This window comes from Polymorphospora sp. NPDC050346 (genome assembly GCF_040655695.1).
Taxonomy (GTDB): Bacteria; Actinomycetota; Actinomycetes; order Mycobacteriales; family Micromonosporaceae; genus Polymorphospora; species Polymorphospora lycopeni.
The window spans coordinates 214,857-234,625 of the sequence record NZ_JBFAKM010000008.1; the positions used below are offsets into that span (position 1 = coordinate 214,857).

Annotated in this window: 19 protein-coding genes; 10 read left to right on the plus strand and 9 right to left on the minus strand. The window is 71.7% G+C overall.

The window, feature by feature from the left end:
* Positions 1-27: 27 nt before the first annotated feature.
* Positions 28-360, plus strand: coding sequence for a hypothetical protein (locus AB0I42_RS11430; RefSeq protein ID WP_357536369.1), 333 nt, complete (start codon positions 28-30; stop codon positions 358-360).
* Here AB0I42_RS11430 and AB0I42_RS11435 read toward each other — a convergent pair.
* Positions 357-944: a hypothetical protein gene (locus AB0I42_RS11435; RefSeq protein WP_357536370.1), complete on the minus strand. Its 588-nt coding sequence runs from the start codon at positions 942-944 to the stop codon at positions 357-359. The two genes, AB0I42_RS11430 and AB0I42_RS11435, sit on opposite strands and share 4 nt — an antisense overlap.
* Positions 945-1,018: 74 nt before the next feature.
* A complete protein-coding gene (locus AB0I42_RS11440) occupies positions 1,019-1,918 on the minus strand; it encodes a hypothetical protein (protein ID WP_357536371.1) in 900 nt (299 codons plus the stop codon).
* Between the two features lie 56 nt (positions 1,919-1,974).
* Between AB0I42_RS11440 and AB0I42_RS11445 the strand changes: the two genes are divergently transcribed.
* Both AB0I42_RS11445 and AB0I42_RS11450 read left to right on the plus strand, forming a co-directional pair.
* A complete protein-coding gene (locus AB0I42_RS11445) occupies positions 1,975-2,748 on the plus strand; it encodes a hypothetical protein (protein WP_357536373.1) in 774 nt (257 codons plus the stop codon).
* Between the two features lie 498 nt (positions 2,749-3,246).
* The gene (locus AB0I42_RS11450; protein ID WP_357536375.1) at positions 3,247-5,352 is read left to right on the plus strand and encodes a PQQ-dependent sugar dehydrogenase; all 2,106 of its coding nucleotides are present in this window, start codon (positions 3,247-3,249) and stop codon (positions 5,350-5,352) included.
* Positions 5,353-5,430: 78 nt separating this feature from the next.
* Here the strand turns inward: AB0I42_RS11450 and AB0I42_RS11455 are convergent, their stop codons facing one another.
* Complete coding sequence (locus AB0I42_RS11455) at positions 5,431-6,030, minus strand: nucleoside deaminase (protein WP_357536376.1); 600 nt, start codon at positions 6,028-6,030, stop codon at positions 5,431-5,433.
* Between the two features lie 455 nt (positions 6,031-6,485).
* Between AB0I42_RS11455 and AB0I42_RS11460 the strand changes: the two genes are divergently transcribed.
* Positions 6,486-7,286 (plus strand): class I SAM-dependent methyltransferase, encoded by an 801-nt coding sequence (locus tag AB0I42_RS11460; RefSeq protein ID WP_357536378.1) that lies wholly within the window; start codon positions 6,486-6,488, stop codon positions 7,284-7,286.
* Complete coding sequence (locus AB0I42_RS11465; protein WP_357536380.1) at positions 7,280-8,800, plus strand: hypothetical protein; 1,521 nt, start codon at positions 7,280-7,282, stop codon at positions 8,798-8,800. The genes AB0I42_RS11460 and AB0I42_RS11465 overlap by 7 nt, the downstream gene beginning before the upstream one ends.
* Here the strand turns inward: AB0I42_RS11465 and AB0I42_RS11470 are convergent.
* Genes AB0I42_RS11470 through AB0I42_RS11490 form a run of 5 tightly spaced genes read right to left on the minus strand, consistent with a single transcriptional unit; the run spans position 8,790 to position 13,742 of the window.
* The gene (locus tag AB0I42_RS11470) at positions 8,790-9,779 is read right to left on the minus strand and encodes a zinc-dependent alcohol dehydrogenase family protein (RefSeq protein ID WP_357536382.1); all 990 of its coding nucleotides are present in this window, start codon (positions 9,777-9,779) and stop codon (positions 8,790-8,792) included. The two genes, AB0I42_RS11465 and AB0I42_RS11470, sit on opposite strands and share 11 nt — an antisense overlap.
* Complete coding sequence (locus AB0I42_RS11475) at positions 9,776-10,603, minus strand: carbohydrate ABC transporter permease (RefSeq protein WP_357536384.1); 828 nt, start codon at positions 10,601-10,603, stop codon at positions 9,776-9,778. The genes AB0I42_RS11470 and AB0I42_RS11475 overlap by 4 nt, the downstream gene beginning before the upstream one ends.
* Positions 10,600-11,532: a sugar ABC transporter permease gene (locus AB0I42_RS11480; protein ID WP_357536386.1), complete on the minus strand. Its 933-nt coding sequence runs from the start codon at positions 11,530-11,532 to the stop codon at positions 10,600-10,602. The genes AB0I42_RS11475 and AB0I42_RS11480 overlap by 4 nt, the downstream gene beginning before the upstream one ends.
* Before the next feature lie 57 nt (positions 11,533-11,589).
* Positions 11,590-12,936: a sugar ABC transporter substrate-binding protein gene (locus tag AB0I42_RS11485; RefSeq protein ID WP_357536388.1), complete on the minus strand. Its 1,347-nt coding sequence runs from the start codon at positions 12,934-12,936 to the stop codon at positions 11,590-11,592.
* 44 nt (positions 12,937-12,980) lie between these two features.
* Positions 12,981-13,742 carry a DeoR/GlpR family DNA-binding transcription regulator gene (locus AB0I42_RS11490; protein ID WP_357536390.1) on the minus strand — a complete coding sequence of 254 codons (762 nt, stop codon included), beginning with the start codon at positions 13,740-13,742 and terminating at the stop codon, positions 12,981-12,983.
* A gap of 263 nt (positions 13,743-14,005) precedes the next feature.
* On the opposite strand from AB0I42_RS11490, the gene AB0I42_RS11495 reads away from it, so the two are divergent.
* The 5 genes from AB0I42_RS11495 to AB0I42_RS11515 all read left to right on the plus strand — a co-directional run bounded on the left by AB0I42_RS11495 (position 14,006) and on the right by AB0I42_RS11515 (position 18,259).
* Complete coding sequence (locus AB0I42_RS11495) at positions 14,006-14,770, plus strand: carbon-nitrogen hydrolase family protein (protein ID WP_357536392.1); 765 nt, start codon at positions 14,006-14,008, stop codon at positions 14,768-14,770.
* A 56-nt stretch (positions 14,771-14,826) separates the two neighbouring features.
* Entirely contained in the window at positions 14,827-15,219 is a 393-nt protein-coding gene (locus AB0I42_RS11500; RefSeq protein WP_357536450.1) for a YciI family protein, read from the plus strand.
* Positions 15,220-15,222: 3 nt separating this feature from the next.
* Positions 15,223-16,473 (plus strand): sigma-70 family RNA polymerase sigma factor, encoded by a 1,251-nt coding sequence (locus AB0I42_RS11505; RefSeq protein WP_357536452.1) that lies wholly within the window; start codon positions 15,223-15,225, stop codon positions 16,471-16,473.
* A gap of 41 nt (positions 16,474-16,514) precedes the next feature.
* Positions 16,515-17,330 carry a nucleotidyltransferase domain-containing protein gene (locus AB0I42_RS11510; protein ID WP_357536393.1) on the plus strand — a complete coding sequence of 272 codons (816 nt, stop codon included), beginning with the start codon at positions 16,515-16,517 and terminating at the stop codon, positions 17,328-17,330.
* A 68-nt stretch (positions 17,331-17,398) separates the two neighbouring features.
* The gene (locus tag AB0I42_RS11515) at positions 17,399-18,259 is read left to right on the plus strand and encodes an NAD(P)-dependent oxidoreductase (RefSeq protein WP_357536395.1); all 861 of its coding nucleotides are present in this window, start codon (positions 17,399-17,401) and stop codon (positions 18,257-18,259) included.
* Here the strand turns inward: AB0I42_RS11515 and AB0I42_RS11520 are convergent.
* Positions 18,256-19,758 carry a VCBS repeat-containing protein gene (locus tag AB0I42_RS11520; protein WP_357536397.1) on the minus strand — a complete coding sequence of 501 codons (1,503 nt, stop codon included), beginning with the start codon at positions 19,756-19,758 and terminating at the stop codon, positions 18,256-18,258. The two genes, AB0I42_RS11515 and AB0I42_RS11520, sit on opposite strands and share 4 nt — an antisense overlap.
* Between the last annotated feature and the right edge of the window lie 11 nt (positions 19,759-19,769).

The window sequence follows — 19,769 nt, forward strand, 5'->3', positions numbered from 1 at the left end:
ATCCGGTCACCTCGTAGGGTTCTGCGGGTGGACTCCCAACCAGCCGACGTGATGGCGGCGATGGAACAGTTCCTTGCCCGGATCGCACCGTTCGACCCGCGACCCGGCGCCAAGGTGGTGTCGGTCGAGATGCGGGCCGGTCGCGTGCGAGGTGGCTTCGAGTTGACCGAGCGGTCGGCGCGGGCGCTGTGCGAGGCACTCGCGCGCTACACCGACCCGGACGACCACGGCCGCTGTAGTGGTTGCGGCGGCCACCTCGACCGCAACCTCCAGTGCCCGGGCTGCGGCTACGTCGGCGGTGTCTTCGGCGAGACGATCGCACACCGGGCGGCGGAGATCGCCAGCCGTGGGGAGGGCTAGCCAGCCGCCGCCAGGCGTTCGAGGTCCGCGCGGGTCAGCGTCAGTTCGTTGCCCGGTACGACGGACAGCGTGCCCGAGTCATCCACCCGGTACTGCCCCTGCTGCGGGTTGAGCAGCGACGCCGGCGCGTTCGGGTACGTCGACAGGAACAGCACGTACCGCTCGCCGCCGCTCAGCGGCACCGCGCCGGCAACCTCGTGCCGTACGCCGCGCAGCGTTCCGCCCATCTCCTTGACCTCGATGCTCTGTCCGACCCGCACCTCGCCCTTGAAGACGGTGACCACCCGGGCGGTGTAGACCGTGATCACCATGGCGCCGGACACCGACTCGGCATCCGGCTCCACCCCGGCCTGCGGATTGGCCGCCGGATCGGTGCCCGTCGGCGGGTCCGGCTTCAACAGGGTGACCCGGGAGTCGGGGGAGAGGTCGGCCTCCACGACGAGATCCGCCCGGTCGAACAGCGCCGCCTGCGACTCGTAGTAGGGGTAGTCGACCTGGCTTTCCGCCACGCCCACCGCCACGCACGCGGTGGCACTGAGCGTCAGCACGAGTACGCCGGCGAGCCGGGTCAGCAGCATTCGCACCGGGCACCTCCGCAAGGCTCCGAGCGGCAATGGTCAACCCTACGACGCTTCACCACACCCGAGCGTTCCCGTGCTCAGACGATCGCGTCGGCGGCCAGCGGCCAGGTGCTGCGTCGCAGGGTCAGCCGGTCCTCGAAGGGATACCAGTCGTGCTGTTCGTCCGGTGGCAGCGGGGCGCGGACGAGGCAACGGTGCAGCAGCATCTCGCGCCGCCGGTCGATCGGATGGTTCTCGTCGGCGTCGAAGGACCCTTCGGGGATCACGGGAGCGTCGACGCCGATGTCGGTTCTGCCGTCCCAGTTGAGGTGCAGGCCGTCACCGTCCTCGTAGAAGCGGGTGAACTCGGTACGCCACTGCGAGTTGGACCCCCAGCCGTGCGAGAGGTCGTGTGTCGTGCGAGAGCCACGCCGGAAGGTGAAGTGCAGCGTCGACCGAGTCGCCACGTCCGGGTCGATGAGCCACGAGGGCGCCCTGACCCGTACGCCGGCCCGGCAGAACTGGAGGTCGCCGAAGCGGAAGCCGGGCCAGAGCACCTCCTGGAGCGTCGCCGTAACCGCGGACTCGTCGGTCTCCACGGCGAAGATCTCGTGGTGGAACGGCGAGAACTCGTGACCGTGCTCAAAGCGGTCGAATCCGATCCCGGACAGGAACGTCTCGTGCACCGCCAGGTTGGTGGGGTCCAACCGTCGTACGCCCGTCGTGCCCGAGCCCTCGGTGGGTTCGCCGTCGGGGCAGCCGAGTTCGAGGAGGTAGTCACTGATCCGGCTGAGCGCGTACAACTCCCACAGTTGGTTCCACAGTTCGTCGCCGGCAGGGCGGTGCCGCTTCTGTCGGTGCCGCAGCGGGGCCAGCGCTGCCAGTTGGGCAGCTGACCGCTCAGGGTGGGCACGCAGCAGCTGCCCGACATCCGCGTCATCCGGTCGGTACATCAGTTCGTCGTAGAGTTCGCGGAACCAGCCGTACTCCGTCTGCACCGCGCAATCCTTGCCGGGCAGGTGCGGTGGGGCAAGGGATCTAACGGGGGCGGGACGTGGCGACGACGTACCGGGTGGCGAGGCAGACGGCACGCTGGTGCCGGTTCGCCGCCGTCTCGGTCGACGTCGGCACCGCGTCCCGGCACGAGGTGGTCGGGGCGCCGGACGGGATCCACCCGTACCGGCTACGGGAAGCCGAACTCGGTGCGTGGCAGGCGCTGCGCGCTTTGCCGGCGGGCAGCGGTCCGCGACAGGTGATCATTCGGGACATCGTCGCCTCCGACGCCGACACCAACATCGGCGACATCCACGAGGCGGCGGCACGCGCGGTCTGGCAGGCACCGGATGTTGACCCGCGACCGGCGTACGCGGGATTCGGCGATCCGGAGCTGGTCGACCTCTGGCTGCGGGACCGGATCGGCCTCCGCCTGACCGCGGTGACCGAGGCGCGGCACTGGTACGACGGACGGCGCGGACCCGATGCCGATGGCCTGCTCCACATGTGGCTGCACTTCGAGCGCGGTGCCCCGACAAAGCTGCACGGACAGGGCGACGAGTTGCTGCTGTCCGTCGAGGAGCCATACGCGTCGTACGACATGGACGAGTACGGCGAGGTCCGGGTCGGGTCGCGGGCGCCTGACCTGCTCGCCGGGATCGTCGGCGCCCGGCTGGACGCCGCCGCCGTTGTTCTCGGTCCAGGGGACGCCCCGGTCTGTGCGGGGCTGCGGCTGCGGCTGGGTGGCGCCGAGATCACGATCGCCACATACGGCGACGAGTGGACGCTCGCCCGGTCGGATCTTCCAGGTAAGACGGACGGTCGTTCCAGTTGAGAGGTTGACGGGAGTCGACCCGGTTCTTCGGTGATCGTCATGCTCTGCCGTGGCGCGTCCATTTACCTCCGACAGTCCCCAGTTTGCGCAGGTGCCGGCGGTGTCCGGCGGTGCCGATCAATGTGACGTAGGTCTTGCCGTCGATGCGGATCACGGCTTAGGCTGCGTAAGCGCTTGCGAAAGCGCTTACGTCCCGGTGCAAAGGAGCGTCCAGGGATGACGACCGGATTCGTCCGCACCCGCAAGGCGTCGGCCCGAGGGCCGGCAACGGCTCGCACAATCGGTGCTGACCTGCGAAAAGACCGCACCCCCGCAAAGTGGCCCGGTCGCGGACGGATCATGCCACCCGATCACGTCCCGGTCGGCGCCTTTGCAACTCCCACCGACCCTCTCCGGCCGGCCGGCTGACCCGACGGCCCGATTCCGAGAGGCCCTATCGCTACCTGACAAGCAGCGCTGACACACCCCACCGACCGTCCCCCGATTGGAGTGACACGCGTGCGCGTTTCAGCTCGTAGCAGCGGCAGGACGCTGGCGACAGCGGCACTCACCGCTGCCGCACTCGTCCTGTCCACCCTGGTCGCCCCGACCGCGGCGCAGGCCGCCGAGGCGATCTACGACCCGATCCCCGAGCAGCCCGTCCAGTCACGTCTCGGGCTGGTGCTCGAGGAGTTCGCGGCGTTCCCCCGCTCGTTCCCGACCCCGGCGCCGACCGACGGCCGGCTCATGCGGCACGCCCGGATCAACGCGCTCATCGAACTGCCCGACGGCACCGGCCGGATGGCCGTACCCGACCTCAACGGCAACCTCTACCTGGTCAAGGACGGCGAGGAGCACGTCTACCTCGACGTCGCCGCGACGTTCGCACCGCAGTTCTTCTCCGGCCGCGGCCTCGGCCAGGGCTTCGGATACGTCGCCTTCCACCCCGAGTTCGCGAAGAACGGCCTCTTCTACACCGTCCACACCGAACTCGCGTCGACCACCACGAAGGTGCCCGACCTGGTGGCCCAGCCCGGTACGACGTACCACGGCATCGTCACCGAGTGGCGGGCCACCAAGCCGGCCGCCGACACGTTCGAGGGTGCGCGGCGCGAGGTCATCCGGATCGGGTTCGCCGGCCAGACCCACGGCATCCAGCAGATCGACTTCAACCCGACCGCGAAGCGCAACGACCGTGACTACGGCCTGCTCTACCTCGCCGTCGGCGACGGCGGTATCGGGGTCCGCAACGACGACCCGCAGGACATGACGATGCCGCACGGCAAGTTCCTGCGTATCGACCCGCTCGGCCGCGACTCCGCCAGCGGCAGGTACGGTGTGCCGCGCAGCAACCCGTTCCACGGCGACGAGGGCACGCTCGGCGAGATCTACGCGATCGGCATGCGTGACCCGCACCGGTTCAGCTGGGACCCGGGTGCCAACAACCGGATGTTCCTCGGCCACATCGGCGAGCACGCCATCGAGGCGATCTACGAGGTACGCGCCGGCGACAACTACGGCTGGAGCGAGCGCGAGGGCGCCTTCGTCTTCGACAAGACGGCCACCAACCCGTGCGACAAGATCCTGCCGCTGCCCGCCGACGACGCGCAGTACGGCTACACGTACCCGGTCGCCGCGTACGACCACGACCCGCCGCCCGGCTGGAACTGCACCTCCGACGTCGGCCGCGCGGTCGCTGGCGGGTTCGTCTACCGGGGCAAGAACGTGCCGGCGCTGAAGGGCAAGTACGTCTTCGGCGACCTGGTCGACGGCCGGGTCTTCTACACCGAGGTCAACCAGATGCGGCGCGGCAAGGACCTCGCCCCGCTGCACCAGCTCAAGCTGGTCGACGGCGCCACCGGCAACTGGATTCGCATCCAGGACCTGTCCGGCCCCGGCTCGCAGGGTGACCCGAACCGCGCCGACCTGCGGTTCGCCGCCGACGCCTCGGGTGAGCTGTACCTGTTCTCGAAGGCGAACGGCAAGATCTGGAAGGTCACCGGTACGAAGGAGTTCGCCGGCGAGAAGACCGGCACCAACCGGGTCGGCAACACCACCGGGGCGCGGAACTGGGCGCCGATCACGCCGTCGAAGTGGCAGTTCACCCGTAACGAGGTGATCCTGGCCGAGGCCGGCGTGTCGCGGCCCGGCCCGCGCCGCCCGTTCGAGTACGCCGTCCTGACCGCCGGACCGACGTTCGGCGCGGTCCAGATCGACGCCAAGGTACGCCTGGACACGCCGGTCGAGGTCACCAACCGCGACGTCATCATCGTCTTCGGCTGGAAGTCCGACACCGAGTACTACTACGCGCACCTGTCGACCGACAACATGATCTACCCGCACAACGGCATCTACAAGGTCAACAACGCCGACCGGGAGCGGATCGACCACCAGTGGAACGGCTGGCGTGGCGCGCCGCCGGCGATCACCGACGCCGAGTGGCACCAGGTCCGGGTCAAGCACCTGCCGGCGACCGGCGAGGTCGCCGTCTACCTCGACGGCGCCAAGGACCCGCTGATGACCGCGGTCGACAAGACGTTCGGCTCCGGTCGGGTCGGCTTCGGCTCGTTCGACAACATCGGCCGGGTCAAGGACGTCAAGGTGGTCGGCACCAGGACTTCCTGACGGTCCGGCGGCACCGGCTCCTGACCGGGGCGGGCGGGGAACGGCGTTGTTCCCCGCCCGTCCCGCTGTCCGGGTGGGCTACCCGCGGCGGCCGTTGTAGACGGTGGCGTCGGTCCGTTCGCCGTACGCGCGGAAGACCGCCAGCGCCTCGTCGCGCAGGATGTCGGTGCGTACGTCGATGCCGCGCTTGACGAGTTGCTCCTGCCAGTCGTCACGGACCGGGCCCTCGTCGAATCCGGTGAGGTGTTCGACCTCGTCACCCTGGCCGGCGATGGTGAGTCGGCCGACACCGGACCACACCGTCGCGCCGTAGCACATCGCGCACGGCCGCCAGTTGACGGTGAGTTCGGTCCGCAGCCCGGGGAGGCCACCGAGGTCCCAGGTGCCGAACCGGGTCTGGGCGAGCGAGATCGCGACGATCTCGGCGTGCAGGGCGGACAGGTCGGCGGCGAGCACGAGGTTCACCCCGACGGACAGGATGCGTCCCGTGTCCGCGTCGGTGACCAGGGCCGCGAACGGGCCGCCGGTCCCTTCACGGTGGTTGCGGTCGGCGAGGCGGAGCACCAGCCGCATCCGCTCCTCGACGTCGGCCAGCACCGGCGGGTCGTCGGCGATCTCGTCGGTCACCCAGTCGGGCAGCCGGGCGCCGAAGATCGTGGGGATGGTGTCGGTGTCCATGGGGCTCCTACGCGAAATCGCGGTCTGTGCGGGGATGGCGGGGCCTGCCGTGGGCGGGCCGGGATCCGGGCCGTGGACGGCCGGAGAAGAGCGACGACCGGCGTACGGTCGGCCGGCTCGGACGTGCCGGCTACTCGGCGCCGGCGGCTTGGTCGCCGTGGGCGATCCGGCCCCGGGTCCACGCGCTCGCGTGCGCACGGCGGCGCAGGTCGAAGCGGGCCGGCAGCGGCAGTCCCGTCATGATCGCGCACCTCCCGCCGGGGCTCGGGTTCCACCACCTTCCGCGGTGGTGTCCAGGGCCGATATCCGGGCGCCCGGTTTCGTCACTGTATCCGAGGGCGTGAACGCGCATGCCCGGATGACGGACAGCCGACGCCCGGCACCCGGGGCCGGCCGCTGTCCGCTCTCGGCGTACCGGCCTGTCTTTCGCCGGCACGACCTGACACGCTGCGGCCATGGATCTGGGGTTCAGTGGTGAGGTCGCCCGACTCTACGAAACCTATCGGCGGGGCTATCCCGCCCCGGTCGTCGACGCGATAGTCGACGCGTTCGCGCTCTCGGCCGACGACGTCGCCGTCGACCTCGGCTGCGGCACCGGCCAACTCACCCTTCCGCTCGCCGACCGGCTCCGGGCCGTCGTCGGCGTCGATCCCGAGCCGGACATGCTCACCCTCGCGCGGCGGGCCGCCGCGCGCCGGGACGTACGCAACGTGGCCTGGATGCTCGGCGACGACGCCGACGTCCCGGCGGTCGGTGTGCTCCTCGGCGCCGGCTCGGTCGGCGTGGTGACGGTGGCGACCGCACTGCACTGGATGGATACCGGGCGGCTGTTTCCGGCCGTGGCCGACCTGGTCCGGCCGGGCGGGGGATTCGCCGTCGTCACCAACGGCCGGCCGCTGTGGCTGCTGGACGCGCCCTGGTCCCGGGAACTGCGGGCCTTCCTCGAGTCGTGGACCGGGAGCGACCTGTCCTGGGGATGCGGCTCCGACGACGCCGACCAGCGGCGCTACCGCGAGGGCCTGACCGCCGCCGGGCTGACCGTCTCGGCGACCTCGGTCGCGTACCCCGCCGACCTGGACCTGCCGGGCCTCGTCGGTGAAGTGCTGACCGCGTTCCCGGCCTCGGAGCTGCCGACCGGGCCGGACCGGGAGCGGTTCGCCGAAGGCGTCGGTGCGGCGGTCGGCGCCGGCCCTTTCCACCAGCCCGTCCAGGTCGACCTGCTCTTCGGCCGACGGCGCGGTGATGCCGCGTGCTGACCGGGCTGGCCGGGAATCCGGCTCTGCCGGCCGACCTGCTCGACCGGCTGGTCGCGCTTGCCGACACCGCGCTGGGCGAGCTGCTCGCCGACCGCGCCGACCTGTCCGGGCCCCAGGTGCGGGCGCTGGTGGCGCGGTGCGGAAGTCCGGTGGCGGCACGGCTGGCCCGGCGCGGACTACTCGGTGAGGGTGACCCCGGTGCCGACGACCCGGAGGTGCGGCTCGTCCTGCTCGACACCACCGGCGGGCCGGAGCGGTGGGCCCGGGAACTCGCCCGGCACCCCGACCCATCGGTACGGACGCGGCTCGCCGCCGCCCGGCACGTACCGGCCGACGTGTTGGCGGTGCTGGCCGAAGACGCCGACGTCGACGTGGTCACGGAGGTGGCGCTGTCGGCGGCGCCGGTCCGGCCGTACGCCGAGACGCTGGCCCGGCATCCGCATACCCAGGTACGTCGGGCACTCGCTCTCAACGGCGACACCCCACCGCACCTGCTGGCGGCGCTGGCGACCGACGGCGGCCGGCCGGCGGCGCGGTTCTGCCCCGTCTGCCAGCCGAACCCGGAGCCGTATCCGGGCCGTTACTGCGGCGGCGGTCACGAGTCGGCCGTGTCCGGCATCCGGGAAGCCGCCGCCCGCAACCCGGCGACGCCGCCCGGCGCGGTGGCGCCCCTGATCGCAGACGGGGAGACGTTCGTCCGGTGGGCGCTCGCCGGGCGGCATGACCTGCCGCCGGACGCCTATCGCCGGCTGGCCGTCGATCCGATACCGGGCGTGCGCGGCGAGGTGGCGGCCAACCCGGCGATCGACGAGTCGCTGATGTGGGAGATGGCCGCGGACCTCACCTACGGTGTGCGGCGGGAGTTGGCGCACAATCCCCGGGTCCCGATCGACGTGCTCGTCCGGCTCGCCGCCACGACCCGGATCGGCCCGACGCCGCTGCGACGGATCTCGTCAGCGTCCGCCGCGGAGATCGAGCTGCTGGCCGGTTCCGCGGTGCCCGCCGTCCGGATGCTGCTCGCCCAGCGGGCCGACCTGCCCGCCACGGTGATCGACGCTCTCGCCGCCGACCCGGACGCGAAGGTGGTCGCCTCCATCGCGGCCAACCCCGTGCTCACCGCCGGCCGGTTGCGCTCGATGGTGGACCGGCACGGCACGCGGGTCAGCTTCCGCGTCGCGGCCAACCCGGCGTGCCCGGCCGGGTTGCTGCACCACATCGCGGTCCACGCGCCGGCTCGCAAGGCGCTGCGGGAGATCGCCCGGCATGCCAACGCCACCGCACCGGCCCTGCTGCGCTGCCTCGACGACGACCGGGCCCGGCCGGTCGCGGCCCGCCACCCGGCGCTGCCGGCCCGGACCGTCGTCGAACTCCTCGCCGACCCCGACCCGGACGTGGTCGAGGCGGCCGCCGCCAACCCGTCCCTGCCCCGGCCGGCGATGGAGAGCCTGCTGTCCGGTACCGCCCAGCCCGGGGCCGGGGCCGGGCACGTCCTCGGGCAGCCGGCTACCGGGTGATGAGGATCTTGCGGCCGATGCCGGCCCGGAACTGGGCCAAAGCGTCGGCGTAGCCGTCGAGCGGGAACCGGTGGCTGACGAAGACGTCGGGGTCGAGCACGCCGGCGGCGAACAGTTCACCGGCCCGCTCGAAGCTGTGCAGCACCGCCATCGAGCCGGTGATGGTGATCTCCTTGTTGTAGACCCGGAACGGTTCGATGGTTGCCCGGGCGTCGTACGACGAGACCCCGAACTGTAGGAACGTGCCGGCCGGCCCGACCCGCGTCAACCCGTCGGCGATGGCGGCCTCGACCCCGGTGCAGTCGATGACGACGTCCCAGCCGCGCGGCCGGTCCAGTTCGGCGGCGCTGGCCACCGCCGCCGAGTTGCCGAGCCGGACGGCGGTCGCCAGCCGGTCCGGGTTGAGGTCCACCACGGACACCGACGCCGCGCCGCACCGCTTGGCCAGTTCCTGCATCATCAGGCCCATCGTGCCGGCGCCGTAGATCAGGTAGTGGTCGCCGAGGCGGCGCGGCAGCACGTCGAATCCGCGTACGGCGCACGACAGCGGCTCGATCAGCGCGGCGTCGGCGGTCGGCACCCCGTCGGGCAGGACGAAGCAGTTCTTCACCGGGGCGACCGCGTACTCGGCGGCTCCGCCGGCGGTGGTGACCCCGATCGCCGCCCAGTTCTCGCAGAGGTTGCCCCGGGCCCGCCGGCAGTAGTAGCACTCGCCGCAGTGCAGTGACGGGTCGACCGCGACCCGGTCGCCGACGCGTACCTCGGTGACCCCGGCGCCGACGGCGACCACCTCACCGGCGAACTCGTGGCCGGGCACGACCGGATAGGCCGGTGCGAACTCGCCGTCCATGATGTGCAGGTCGGTGCCGCAGATGCCGCAGCCGGCGACCTGTACGACCACGTCGCGCGGGCCGGGTGCCGGGTCGGGCACCGACTCCAGGGCGACCTGACCGGGTGTCACGATGACGGCTGCCTTCACTTGACCGCTCCCATGGAGAGTCCCCGGACGAGTTGCTTCTGGGCGAACCAGCCGGCCAGCACGACGGGCAGCGAGACCAGTGTCGCGGCGGCGCAGAGCCGGGCCAGGAAGAGCCCTTCCGAGGAGATGAAGCCGACCAGGAAGATCGGCGAGGTACCGGCGTTGGTCGCGGTCAGGTTGACCGCGAAGAAGAACTCGTTCCAGCTGAAGATGAAGCAGATGAGCGCGGTCGCGGCCAGGCCGGGGGCGACCAGCGGCAGCAGCACCTTGCGGATCGTCGTACCGAGTCCGGCGCCGTCGACCGCCGCCGCCTCGATCAGCGCGGGCGGCACCTCCAGCAGGAACGACCGCATCATCCAGACGGCCAGCGGCAGGTTCATCGAGGTGTAGAGGACGACCATGGTCCAGATGTTGTCGAGCATGCCGAGTTCGCGGACCAGCAGGTAGATCGGCAGCAGGGCGGCGACGGCCGGCAGCATCTTGGTGCTGATGAAGAAGAACAGCACGTCGCGCCACTTGCCGACCGGACGCAGCGACAGCGCGTACGCCGCCGGGGTGGCCAGCAGCAGGACCAGCGCGGTGGAGACCAGGCTCGCGGTCAGCGAGTTCAGCAGGTACGGCGTGATGTCGCGGTCGAAGACCTGCCGGTAGCCGTCGAGTACCGGGGTGAACGTCCAGGTGGGCGGGTTACTGGCGGCGTCGACCTCGCGCTTGAAGCCGGTCAGCACCATCCACAGGACGGGAAAGAAGAAGAACAGTCCGGCGGCCCAGGCACCGACCGCCCAGGCGACCGTGCCCCACCGGCTTGCTCGGCGCCCGCTCATCGGTGGTCCTCCATCCGGAAGAGGCCGGAGATGACCCGCAGCGCGAACGTGGCGACGATGATCGTGCCGATCACGACCACGACGCCGGCGGCGGCCGCCTCGCCGTACTCGAACTTGCGGAACGTGGTCAGGTAGATCTCGTACGGCAGGTTGGTGGTCGCCGTACCCGGGCCGCCCTGGGTGATGGTGAAGACCGCGTCGAAGGTCTGCACCAGGTAGATGGAGCCGAGCAGGGCGCCCAGTTCCAGGTACGGCCGCAGGTGCGGCAGGGTGAGCCGGGTGAAGACCTGCCACGGGCCGGCGCCGTCGACCCGGGCCGCCTCGACGGTCTCCTGCGACTGGCTCTGCAAACCGGCCAGGATGATCAGCATCATGAACGGGGTCCACTGCCAGACCAGGGTGGCGACGACGGAGACCATCGGGTACGACGACACCCAGTCGGTGCTGCCGCCGAGGACACCGTTGACGAGCCCGTACGCCGGGTTGTAGAAGGCGTGCTTCCACAGCAGGGCGGCGGCCATCGGCATCACCAGGAACGGGGTGATCAGCAGGGTGCGTACGACGCCCCGGCCGGGGAAGCGCCGGTCGAGCAGCACGGCCAGGCCGAGCCCGAGCAGCACCGAGACGACGACGGCGCTCGCGGTGAGCACGACGGTGTTGACCAGCGCGGCCCGCAGCCGGTCGTCGGTGAGCACGTCGGCGTAGTTGGCCAGCCCGACGAAGTCGCGTTCACCCGGCCGCAGCGCGTTCCAGGAGAGCGTGGACAGGTAGATCGTGACGAGGAACGGGATCTGGGTCACGACGATGGCGAAGACGAGGGCGGGCAGCAGGGGAGCGCGGCGGATCAGGCGGTCCCGGGCACCGCCGCGGACCGGCGGCGGTGGTCTTTTCCGGGCCGGGGCCGGCGCCGGTCGGATGGTCTGGGTCATCGGGGTCACCTCGGCGATGGCGCCGGTGGGGGCGCGGGTGGCGCCCCCACCGAACGGCTACTTGTATTTGGCGGCGACTTCCTCGGCGAGCTTCTGCCCGTCGGCCAGCGCCTGGTCGACCGTGGTGCCGCCGGCGATCGCGGCCGCTACCTCCTGCGAGACCTTGGTGCCGAGGTCGGCGAACTCGGGGATGCCGACGAACTGCACGCCGAGCGCCGGCCGGGGCTGGAGTCCGGGGTTGACCGGGTCGGCCTCCTCGATCGCCCGCAGGGTGACGTCGGCGAACGACCGCGCCGACTCCTGGTACTGCGGCAGTTCGTAGGTGGAGGCCCGCTTGCCCGACGGCACCCGGGACCAGCCGAGCTGTTCGCCGGCCAGCTTCTCGTACTCCTTGCTGGTGGCCCAGGAGATGAACTCCCACGCCGACTCGGAGTGCGTGGTCGTCTTCGGCATCGCCCAGGCCCAGGCCCAGAGCCAGCCGGCGGCGCCGGTCTTCTCGACCGGGGCGTACGCGTAGCCGACCTTGCCGGCGACCCGGCTCGCCGCCGGGTCCTCCAGCGTTCCGGCGGCCGAGGTGGCGTCGTACCACATCGCGGCCTTGCCCTGGCCGAACGTGTTCAGGCACTCGGTGAAGCCGGACTGGGACGCGCCCGGTTGGCCGTGGGCGCGGACCAGGTCGACGTAGAACTTCGTCGCCTCGGTGAACTCCGGCGCGTTGACCTTCGGGGTCCAGTCCTTCTCGAACCAGGTGCCGCCGAAGGTGTTGACGACCGTGGTCAGCGGGGCGAAGACCTCGCCCCAGCCGGGCAGGCCGCGCAGGCAGATGCCGGCGACGCCGCCGGCCTTGTCGTCGAGTTGGGCGGCGAAGCCGGCCACCTGCCGCCAGGTCGGCCGTTCCGGCATCGTGATGCCCTTGGCGGCGAAGAGTTCCTTGTTGTACATCAGGAACGACGACTCGCCGTAGAACGGTGCGGCGTACAGCTTGCCGTCCTCTCCGGACAGTGACTCGACGATCGGCTCCAGCAGGTCGGCGCGGTCGTACGCGGGATCGGCGTCGGCGAACGTGCTCAGCTCCTGCAGCCAGCCGTTCTTCGCCCAGATCGGTGCCTCGTACGCCCCGATGGTGGCGACGTCGTACTGACCGCCCTGGTTGGCGATGTCCTGGGTGACCTTGTCGCGCAGTTCGTTCTCGGGCAGGATCGTGAACCGCACCGTGATGCCGGTTTCCTTGGTGAACTGTTCGGCGGTGAGTTTGGCGATGTCCTCCATCTGCGGGTTGCCGACCATCAGCACGGTGATCGTCTTGTCGTCGCCGCCACCGGAGCCACCACCGGCCCCCGAGCAGGCGCCCAGGCCGAGGCCGGCGGCGGCGAGTGTGGCTATGACCTTCCGGGAAATGGGCACAGCGAACCTCCAAAAGGGTGGGAGTGGGTGCGCGGTGCGGCCGGTCAGGCGCGGATGACCGCCGGTCCGAGCAGCGAGTAGCGGTGCGCCTCGGACGCCGGCAGGGCCGAGTCCGTGACGATGGTCTCGAGGTCGCCGATCTCGGCGAAGCGGCAGAAGTTGCTGACCCCGAACTTGGTGTGCACGCCGACGAAGATGCGGCGGCGGGCGGCGCGTACCGCCTGGGCCTTGACGTCGGCGACCGCCGGGTCGGGGGTGGTCAGGCCGTGCTCGCGGGAGATCCCGTTGGCGCCGACGAAGGCGAGGTCGAGGACGAAGTCGGCCAGCATCCGGGTGGCCCAGTGGTCGACGGTGGCCAGGGTCCGGCCGCGGACCCGGCCGCCGAGCAGCAGTACGGTGACCGACGGCAGCCGGGCCACCGCGGCGGCGGTGCCCAGCGACGCGGTGACGACGGTCAGCGGCCGGTCGGTGGGCAGCGCCTCGGCGATGAGTTGTGGGGTGTAGCCCTCGTCGATGTAGATGGTCTCGGCGTCGCCGAGCAGCGCGACGGACGCGGCGGCGATCCGTCGCTTCTCCGGCACCTGCCGGGTGGTCCGGGTGGCGAGGGTGGTTTCGAAGCGGGCGGTCTCGACCGGGTACGCGCCGCCGTGGGTGCGCCGGACGAGCCCGTGCTGTTCGAGCAGGCGCAGGTCGCGCCGGACGGTCTCGGGTGACACGCCGAGGTCGGCGGCGAGCTTGAGTACGGAGACGTCGCCGGTGCCGCGGGCCAGGGCGAGGATCCGGTGTTGACGCTCGTCAGCGCTCATCCCGCACCTCCTCGCTGTGCCCCAGCTCACATGAGTTGACCGTAATGAATTTCTAACACCGTCGAAACGTTGGCTCCAAGCGGTGAAATGCCCTGAATCGGGTTTGGGTTTGCCCGGATGGGCGAACGGTGGCGGTGGGGTATAGGCGTACAAAACACGATCTAATCGGCATAGGGTCTGCCCGTTTGGCCCGTACGGGCATCCGTTTGCTGCCCGACGGACGTGAGAACCTGGGCCCGGTGCCGACCCTGCGAGGAGACCCGATGCGGACGCCGCTCACCGTTGCCGTCGCCCAACCGTCGTGCATCGCCCACGACGTCGGGGCGAACGCGGCCGCGCACGCCGAACTGGTCCGCCGCGCCGACGCCCGGGTGGTGGTCTTCCCCGAGATGTCGCTGACCGGGTACGAGTTCGACACCCCGGAGGTCGAGCCCGGCGATCCGCGCCTGGCACCCCTTGTGGCCGCCTGCGCCGCCGCCGGATCGGTGGCGCTGGTCGGCGCCCCGGTGGCCGGTGCGGACGGCCGGTCACACATCGCCGTCCTCGCCGTCGACGGCGCGGGAGCCGCCGTCGCCTACCGCAAGCAGTGGCTGGGCGCCGCCGAGACCACCCGGTTCACCCCGGGACCCGCCCCGGCCGTCGTCGAGGTCGACGGCTGGCGGCTCGGCCTGGCCGTCTGCAAGGACACCGGGATCCCCCGGCACGCCGCCGACACCGCCGCCCTCGGCATCGACATCTACGCCGCCGGGGTGCTCGACAACGAACCGGAGGCCGGGGTGCACGACGAGCGTGCCCGCCGGATCGCGACCGGGTACGGCGTCTGGGTCGCGATGGCCAGCTTCGCCGGGTCGACCGGCGAGGGATACGACCGGGCGGCCGGCCGGTCCGGCATCTGGGCGCCGGACGGCGTCCGGGTCGCCGCGGCGGGGCCGGAGGTCGGCGCCGTCGCCCGCGCCACCGTCGAGCGGAAAAATCCCCGGGAAAAATCCGCGCGGGATGTCGAGAACCGTCCCGCCGCCTCGACCTGACCATGAGAGCGTCGGACGACCGGCGCCCAGGGTGTGAGGAGCAGGACGTGAAGTACATGCTGTTGATGCAGTTCAGCGCGGCGACCGCCGACTTCCCGGAGATCGGCACGTGGCAGCCCGAGGAGATCCGGGCCCACATCGAGTTCATGCGCGACACCAACGACAAGCTCACCGCGACCGGCGAACTGGTCGAGGGGCAGGGCCTGGCCGGCCCCGACCAGGTCCGGATCGTACGCGCCGGCGCCGACGGCGGCCCCGTCGTCACCGAGGGCCCCTTCCCCGAGACGAAGGAGTTCCTGGCCGGCTACTGGATCGTCGACTGCGAGACCCCGCAGCGGGCGGTCGAGATCGCCGCCGGGGTGTCGGCCGCACCCGGTCCCGGCGGCCGGCCGCTGAACATGCCGATCGAGGTACGCCCGGTCATGTCCGCCCCGCCCGTGGAGGTGTGACCCCTGGCCGGCGACGACCGTGCCGTCGACGACCTGCTGCGCGAACTCGCGCCGCAGGTCGTCGGCGTGCTCACCCGGCGGTCCGGTGACTTCGCCGCCGCCGAGGACGCCGTGCAGGAGGCGCTGCTGGCCGCGTTCGGGCAGTGGCCGGCCGACGGCGTCCCGGACAACCCGCGTGGCTGGCTGATCCAGGTCGCCCACCGCCGGTTGGTCGAGCAGATCCGCGCCGAACAGGCACGGCGGCGACGCGAGGACGTCGTCGCCCGGCGGGAACCGGCCGACCGGCTGGCCGCGCCGGCCGCCGACGAGGAGATGCTCGCCGACCGTGACGACCCGCTGGTGCTGCTCTTCCTGTGCTGCCACCCGGCGCTGTCACCGGCGTCGGCGATCGCGCTGACGCTGCGGGCCGTCGGCGGCCTCACCACCGCCGAGATCGCCCGCGCGTTCATGGTTCCGGAGGCGACCATGGCGCAGCGGATCAGCCGGGCCAAGCAGCGCATCAAGACGTCCGGGATCCCGTTCCGGCAGCCGGACGCCGAAGACCGGGTACGTCGCCTCGGCGCCGTCCTGCACGTCCTCTACCTGATCTTCAACGAGGGGCACACCCGCAGCGCCGGGCCGCACCTGCGCCAGGTCGAGCTGTCGACGGAGGCGATCCGGCTGGCCCGGGCCCTGCACACCCTGCTCCCCGGCGACAGCGAGGTCACCGGCCTGCTCGCGCTGATGCTGCTGACCGAGGCCCGCAGCCCGGCCCGCACCGGTCCGGGCGGCGAACTGATCTCGCTGGCCGACCAGGACCGCCGGCTCTGGGACGCCGCCGCGATCAGCGAAGGGATCGCGCTGGTCACCCACGCGCTGCCCCGTGGCCCGGTCGGGCAATACCAGGTCCAGGCCGCCATCGCCGCGTTGCACGACGAGGCGCTGACCGCCGACGAGACCGACTGGCCGCAGATCCTCGCCCTCTACGGGGTCCTCGAACGGATCACCGACAGCCCGGTCGTGGCCCTGAACCGGGCCGTGGCGGCGGCCATGGTGCACGGGCCGGCCGCCGGCCTCGAGGCACTCGCCCCGCTCGCCGAAGACCCCCGTCTGGCCGGGCACCACCGGCTCTTCGCGGCCCGGGCGCACCTGCTGGAGATGGCCGGCGACCGGCCGGCGGCGGCCGAGGCGTACCGGGCGGCGGCCGGGCGCACGACGAGCCTGCCGGAACGGCACTACCTGGTGCTGCGCGCCGCCCGCCTCGCGACCGGCTGAGCCCGCCCCACCCACCCGGCCGAGGCCGGTACGGTGTCCCGATGTTCGCCGAACACACCGACCGCTACCTGCGGGCAGTCGACACGGCGCTGCCGGGCTTCGTGACGAAGCTCTACATCGCGGGCTCCGCCGCCCTCGGCGCCTGGCAACCCGCCCACAGCGACATCGACCTGGTGATCGGGACGGCGCGCCCGGCGACCACCGACGACCTGACCGCGCTGCGCGCCGTACACGCCGGCCTGGCCGGGCGACCGCACCTGGACGGCGTCTACCTCGACCCGGCGACGTTCGCCGCGCGGCCCGACGACCGGCGCGTCGTCCCGTTCGTCGTCAACGGCGAGTTCCACGCCGACCGGCCGTGCGGCGAACTGAACCCCGTACTGTGGACGATCCTGCGGCAGCACGGCATCGCCGTACGCGGACCCGCCGTCGCCGACCTGGGAATCACCGTGGACCCCGCCGCCCTGCGCCGCTACAACCTGGAGAACCTGCGCGACTACTGGCGGCCGTTGGCACGCCGGGCGCGGCAGGAGACCGGGGACCTGGGCGGCGCCGAACCGGTGCCCGGCGAGGCGGTGTCGTGGCTGGTCCTCGGCCCGGCCCGGCTGCACCACACGCTCGCCCACGGCACCGTCGTCGCCAAGGCGGACGCCGGGGCGTACCTGGGCCGGCTCTTCCCGGCCTGGACGGCGTTGCAGGACCGCGCGGTGCGCTGGCGCGGCGGTGGCGGGGAGACCTTCACCGTCGACGACCTGCGCGCGGCGGCGGATGCCGTCGAAGCGGTGGTCGACGACGCCTGGACCCGCTGGGGCGACCCGGACCGAGCGGCCCGGACGGGACAGCCGACCGCGGGGTGACGGGGGGTGGTGCCGGGTGCCACCCTGATCCGGACGTCCGATCCGCACGACACCGGGTGGTGATCCGATTGACCAGTGCTCCCCGCCGGGTTCTCGTGACGGGTGCGGCCGGCCGGCTCGGCCGGGCGGTGCTCGACCTGCTCGCCGCCCGGGATGTCCCGGCGACCGCGCTCGACCTGCGTGACCCCGGCGACCTGCCGGCCGACCGGGTGGTGGTCGGCGGTGCCGGCGATCCGGTCGCCGTACGGGCCGCGCTGGCCGATGTCGACGCGGTGGTGCACTGCGCCGCGCTTGCCGCGCCGACGATGGGCAGCCCCGAGGAGGTGTTTGCCGGCAACGCGCGGGCGACGTTCGTGACCCTGGAGGAGTCGGCTCGGGCCGGTGTCCGGCGGGCCGCCATCGCCAGCAGCATCGCCGTGCTCGGGCTGTCGTTCGCGCCCCGCCCCCTGAGCCCGGCCTACCTGCCGGTCGACGAGGCGGTGCCGGCGCAGGTCGCCGACCCGTACGCGTTGTCCAAGCAGGCTGACGAGGCGACCGCGGCGATGATGTCGCGCCGCTACGGGATGACCGTGGTGGCGTTGCGGTTCCCGTTGCTCGGCGGTCCGCGGGACACCCTGCCGGAGATCGCCGCCCGCTACGTCGACGATCCGGGGTTCGGGGCCGCCCATCTGTGGGGCTATCTGGACACCCGGGACGCGGCCACCGTCGTCTGGCTGGCGGTCACCCGGCCGATCACCGGTTGCCACGTGCTGTTCGTGGCCGCGCCGGACACGCTCGCGCCGCAGCCGACCGGGGAACTGCTCGGCCGGTTCTATCCGGGCGTGCCCCGGCGGCTGCCGCTGCCCGGACGGGCAGCGCCGATCGATGTCGGCGCCGCCGCCCGGGTGCTCGGCTTCACCGCCGAGCACCGGTATCCGCTGGGCTCCTAGAGGGTGGTTTCGCCGTTGAGGCCGAAGAAGTCGTGCCATTTGGCGGCGGGGCCGAAGGTGGTGCCGGTGGAAAGTGCGACGTGTACGTCGTTGGTGGTGCCCTTGGTGAAGACGACGATGTCGTCTTTGCCGTCGCCGTTGAAGTCGCCGAGGTAGGGGAACTCTCCGGCGATGCAGAAGAAGTCGTGCCATTTGACGGTGGTGCCGGCGAAGCCGGTACCGGTGGAGGTGGCGGCGTAGACGTCGGCGTTGCCGTCGCAGGTGAAGGTGACGATGTCGTCGCGTCCGTCGCCGTTGATGTCGCCGATCCTCGGTTGTTCGTTGCCGACGGCGAACAGGTCGTGCCATTTCTGGCTGGCGCCGAAGCCGCTGCCGGTGGAGAGGGCGACGTAGACGTCGGCGAGGGTGTTGGGTCCCTGGGTGAAGACGATGATGTCGTCGCGTCCGTCGCCGTTGACGTCGCCGATGGCGGGGAATTCGCCGTTGAGGCCGAAGAAGTCGTGCCATTTCTGTTCGGTGCCGATGAAGGCCGATCCGTTGGACAGGGCGACGTAGACGTCGTTGGTGGTTCCCCGGGTGAAGGTGGCGATGTCGTCGCGGCCGTCCCCGTTGAAGTCACCGACGGCCGCGATCTCGGCCCGTGGCGAGAACCAGTCGTGCCACTTCGAGGCGCCGGCGAATCCACCACCGGTGGACAGGGCCACGTGTACGTCGGCGAGCGATCCGTGGGTGAAGGTGACGATGTCGTCGCGTCCGTCGCCGTTGAAGTCGCCGGTCAGCGTCGTCTCACCCGACAGGCCGAAGAAGTCGTTCCACTTCACCGACGTACCCGCGAAGCCGGAACCGGTCGAGGACGAGACGTACACGTCGGCCAGCGAACCGTGGGTGAAGGTGACGATGTCGTCGCGGCCGTCACCGGTGAAGTCGGTCGGGGTGCCGCCGATGGTGCCGATCGCCCGCCGGGCCTCGGCGAGCAGGCTGCGGGCCTTCGCCTCCGACTGGTCGTAGCGGGTCGGGAAGCCGGACCGCTGCACGCACTGGGCGACCTGGCCGGCGGTGTAGCCGGGGTAGCGGCGGTCACAGTCGATGGCGCGTACGAAGAACTGGGTCGATGCGTACACCGGGTCCATGATCTGCTCGGGGGTGCCCCAGCCGAAGTCGTGGCGTTGCTGGAAGACGCCGAGCGACGACTTGTCGCCACACGGCAGGTTGTTCATGTGCGACTCGACCCAGCCGGCCTCGAAGCCGGCGAGCATGACCTTGTCGTTGACGTTCAGGCTCCGGCCGACCCGGTTGACGATGATGATGATCGACGGGTCGTGGTTGGCCGGGATCGAGGGGCAGGCCAGCGTGCCGATCGGCGCGCCGGGGCCGGCGGCGGTCGACGCCGACGCCGGGGCCGGCAGCAGCGCGCCCGGCAGCAGTACGGCGGCGAGTGCGGCCGCCAGGGTGGATGGGCCGGGGCGGCGCCGGTGGCCGCTCGGAAGGCGTCGTCGCATTCTGCACCTCG

Excerpts from the sequence above, each read along its gene's own strand:
- AB0I42_RS11460 (WP_357536378.1), top strand. The coding sequence starts at position 6,486 with ATGGATCTGGGGTTCAGTGGTGAGGTCGCCCGACTCTACGAAACCTAT.
- AB0I42_RS11490 (WP_357536390.1), bottom strand. The coding sequence starts at position 13,742 with ATGAGCGCTGACGAGCGTCAACACCGGATCCTCGCCCTGGCCCGCGGC.
- AB0I42_RS11520 (WP_357536397.1), bottom strand. The coding sequence starts at position 19,758 with ATGCGACGACGCCTTCCGAGCGGCCACCGGCGCCGCCCCGGCCCATCC.
- AB0I42_RS11510 (WP_357536393.1), top strand. The coding sequence starts at position 16,515 with ATGTTCGCCGAACACACCGACCGCTACCTGCGGGCAGTCGACACGGCG.
- AB0I42_RS11500 (WP_357536450.1), top strand. The coding sequence starts at position 14,827 with ATGCTGTTGATGCAGTTCAGCGCGGCGACCGCCGACTTCCCGGAGATC.
- AB0I42_RS11480 (WP_357536386.1), bottom strand. The coding sequence starts at position 11,532 with ATGACCCAGACCATCCGACCGGCGCCGGCCCCGGCCCGGAAAAGACCA.
- AB0I42_RS11475 (WP_357536384.1), bottom strand. The coding sequence starts at position 10,603 with ATGAGCGGGCGCCGAGCAAGCCGGTGGGGCACGGTCGCCTGGGCGGTC.
- AB0I42_RS11495 (WP_357536392.1), top strand. The coding sequence starts at position 14,006 with ATGCGGACGCCGCTCACCGTTGCCGTCGCCCAACCGTCGTGCATCGCC.
- AB0I42_RS11455 (WP_357536376.1), bottom strand. The coding sequence starts at position 6,030 with ATGGACACCGACACCATCCCCACGATCTTCGGCGCCCGGCTGCCCGAC.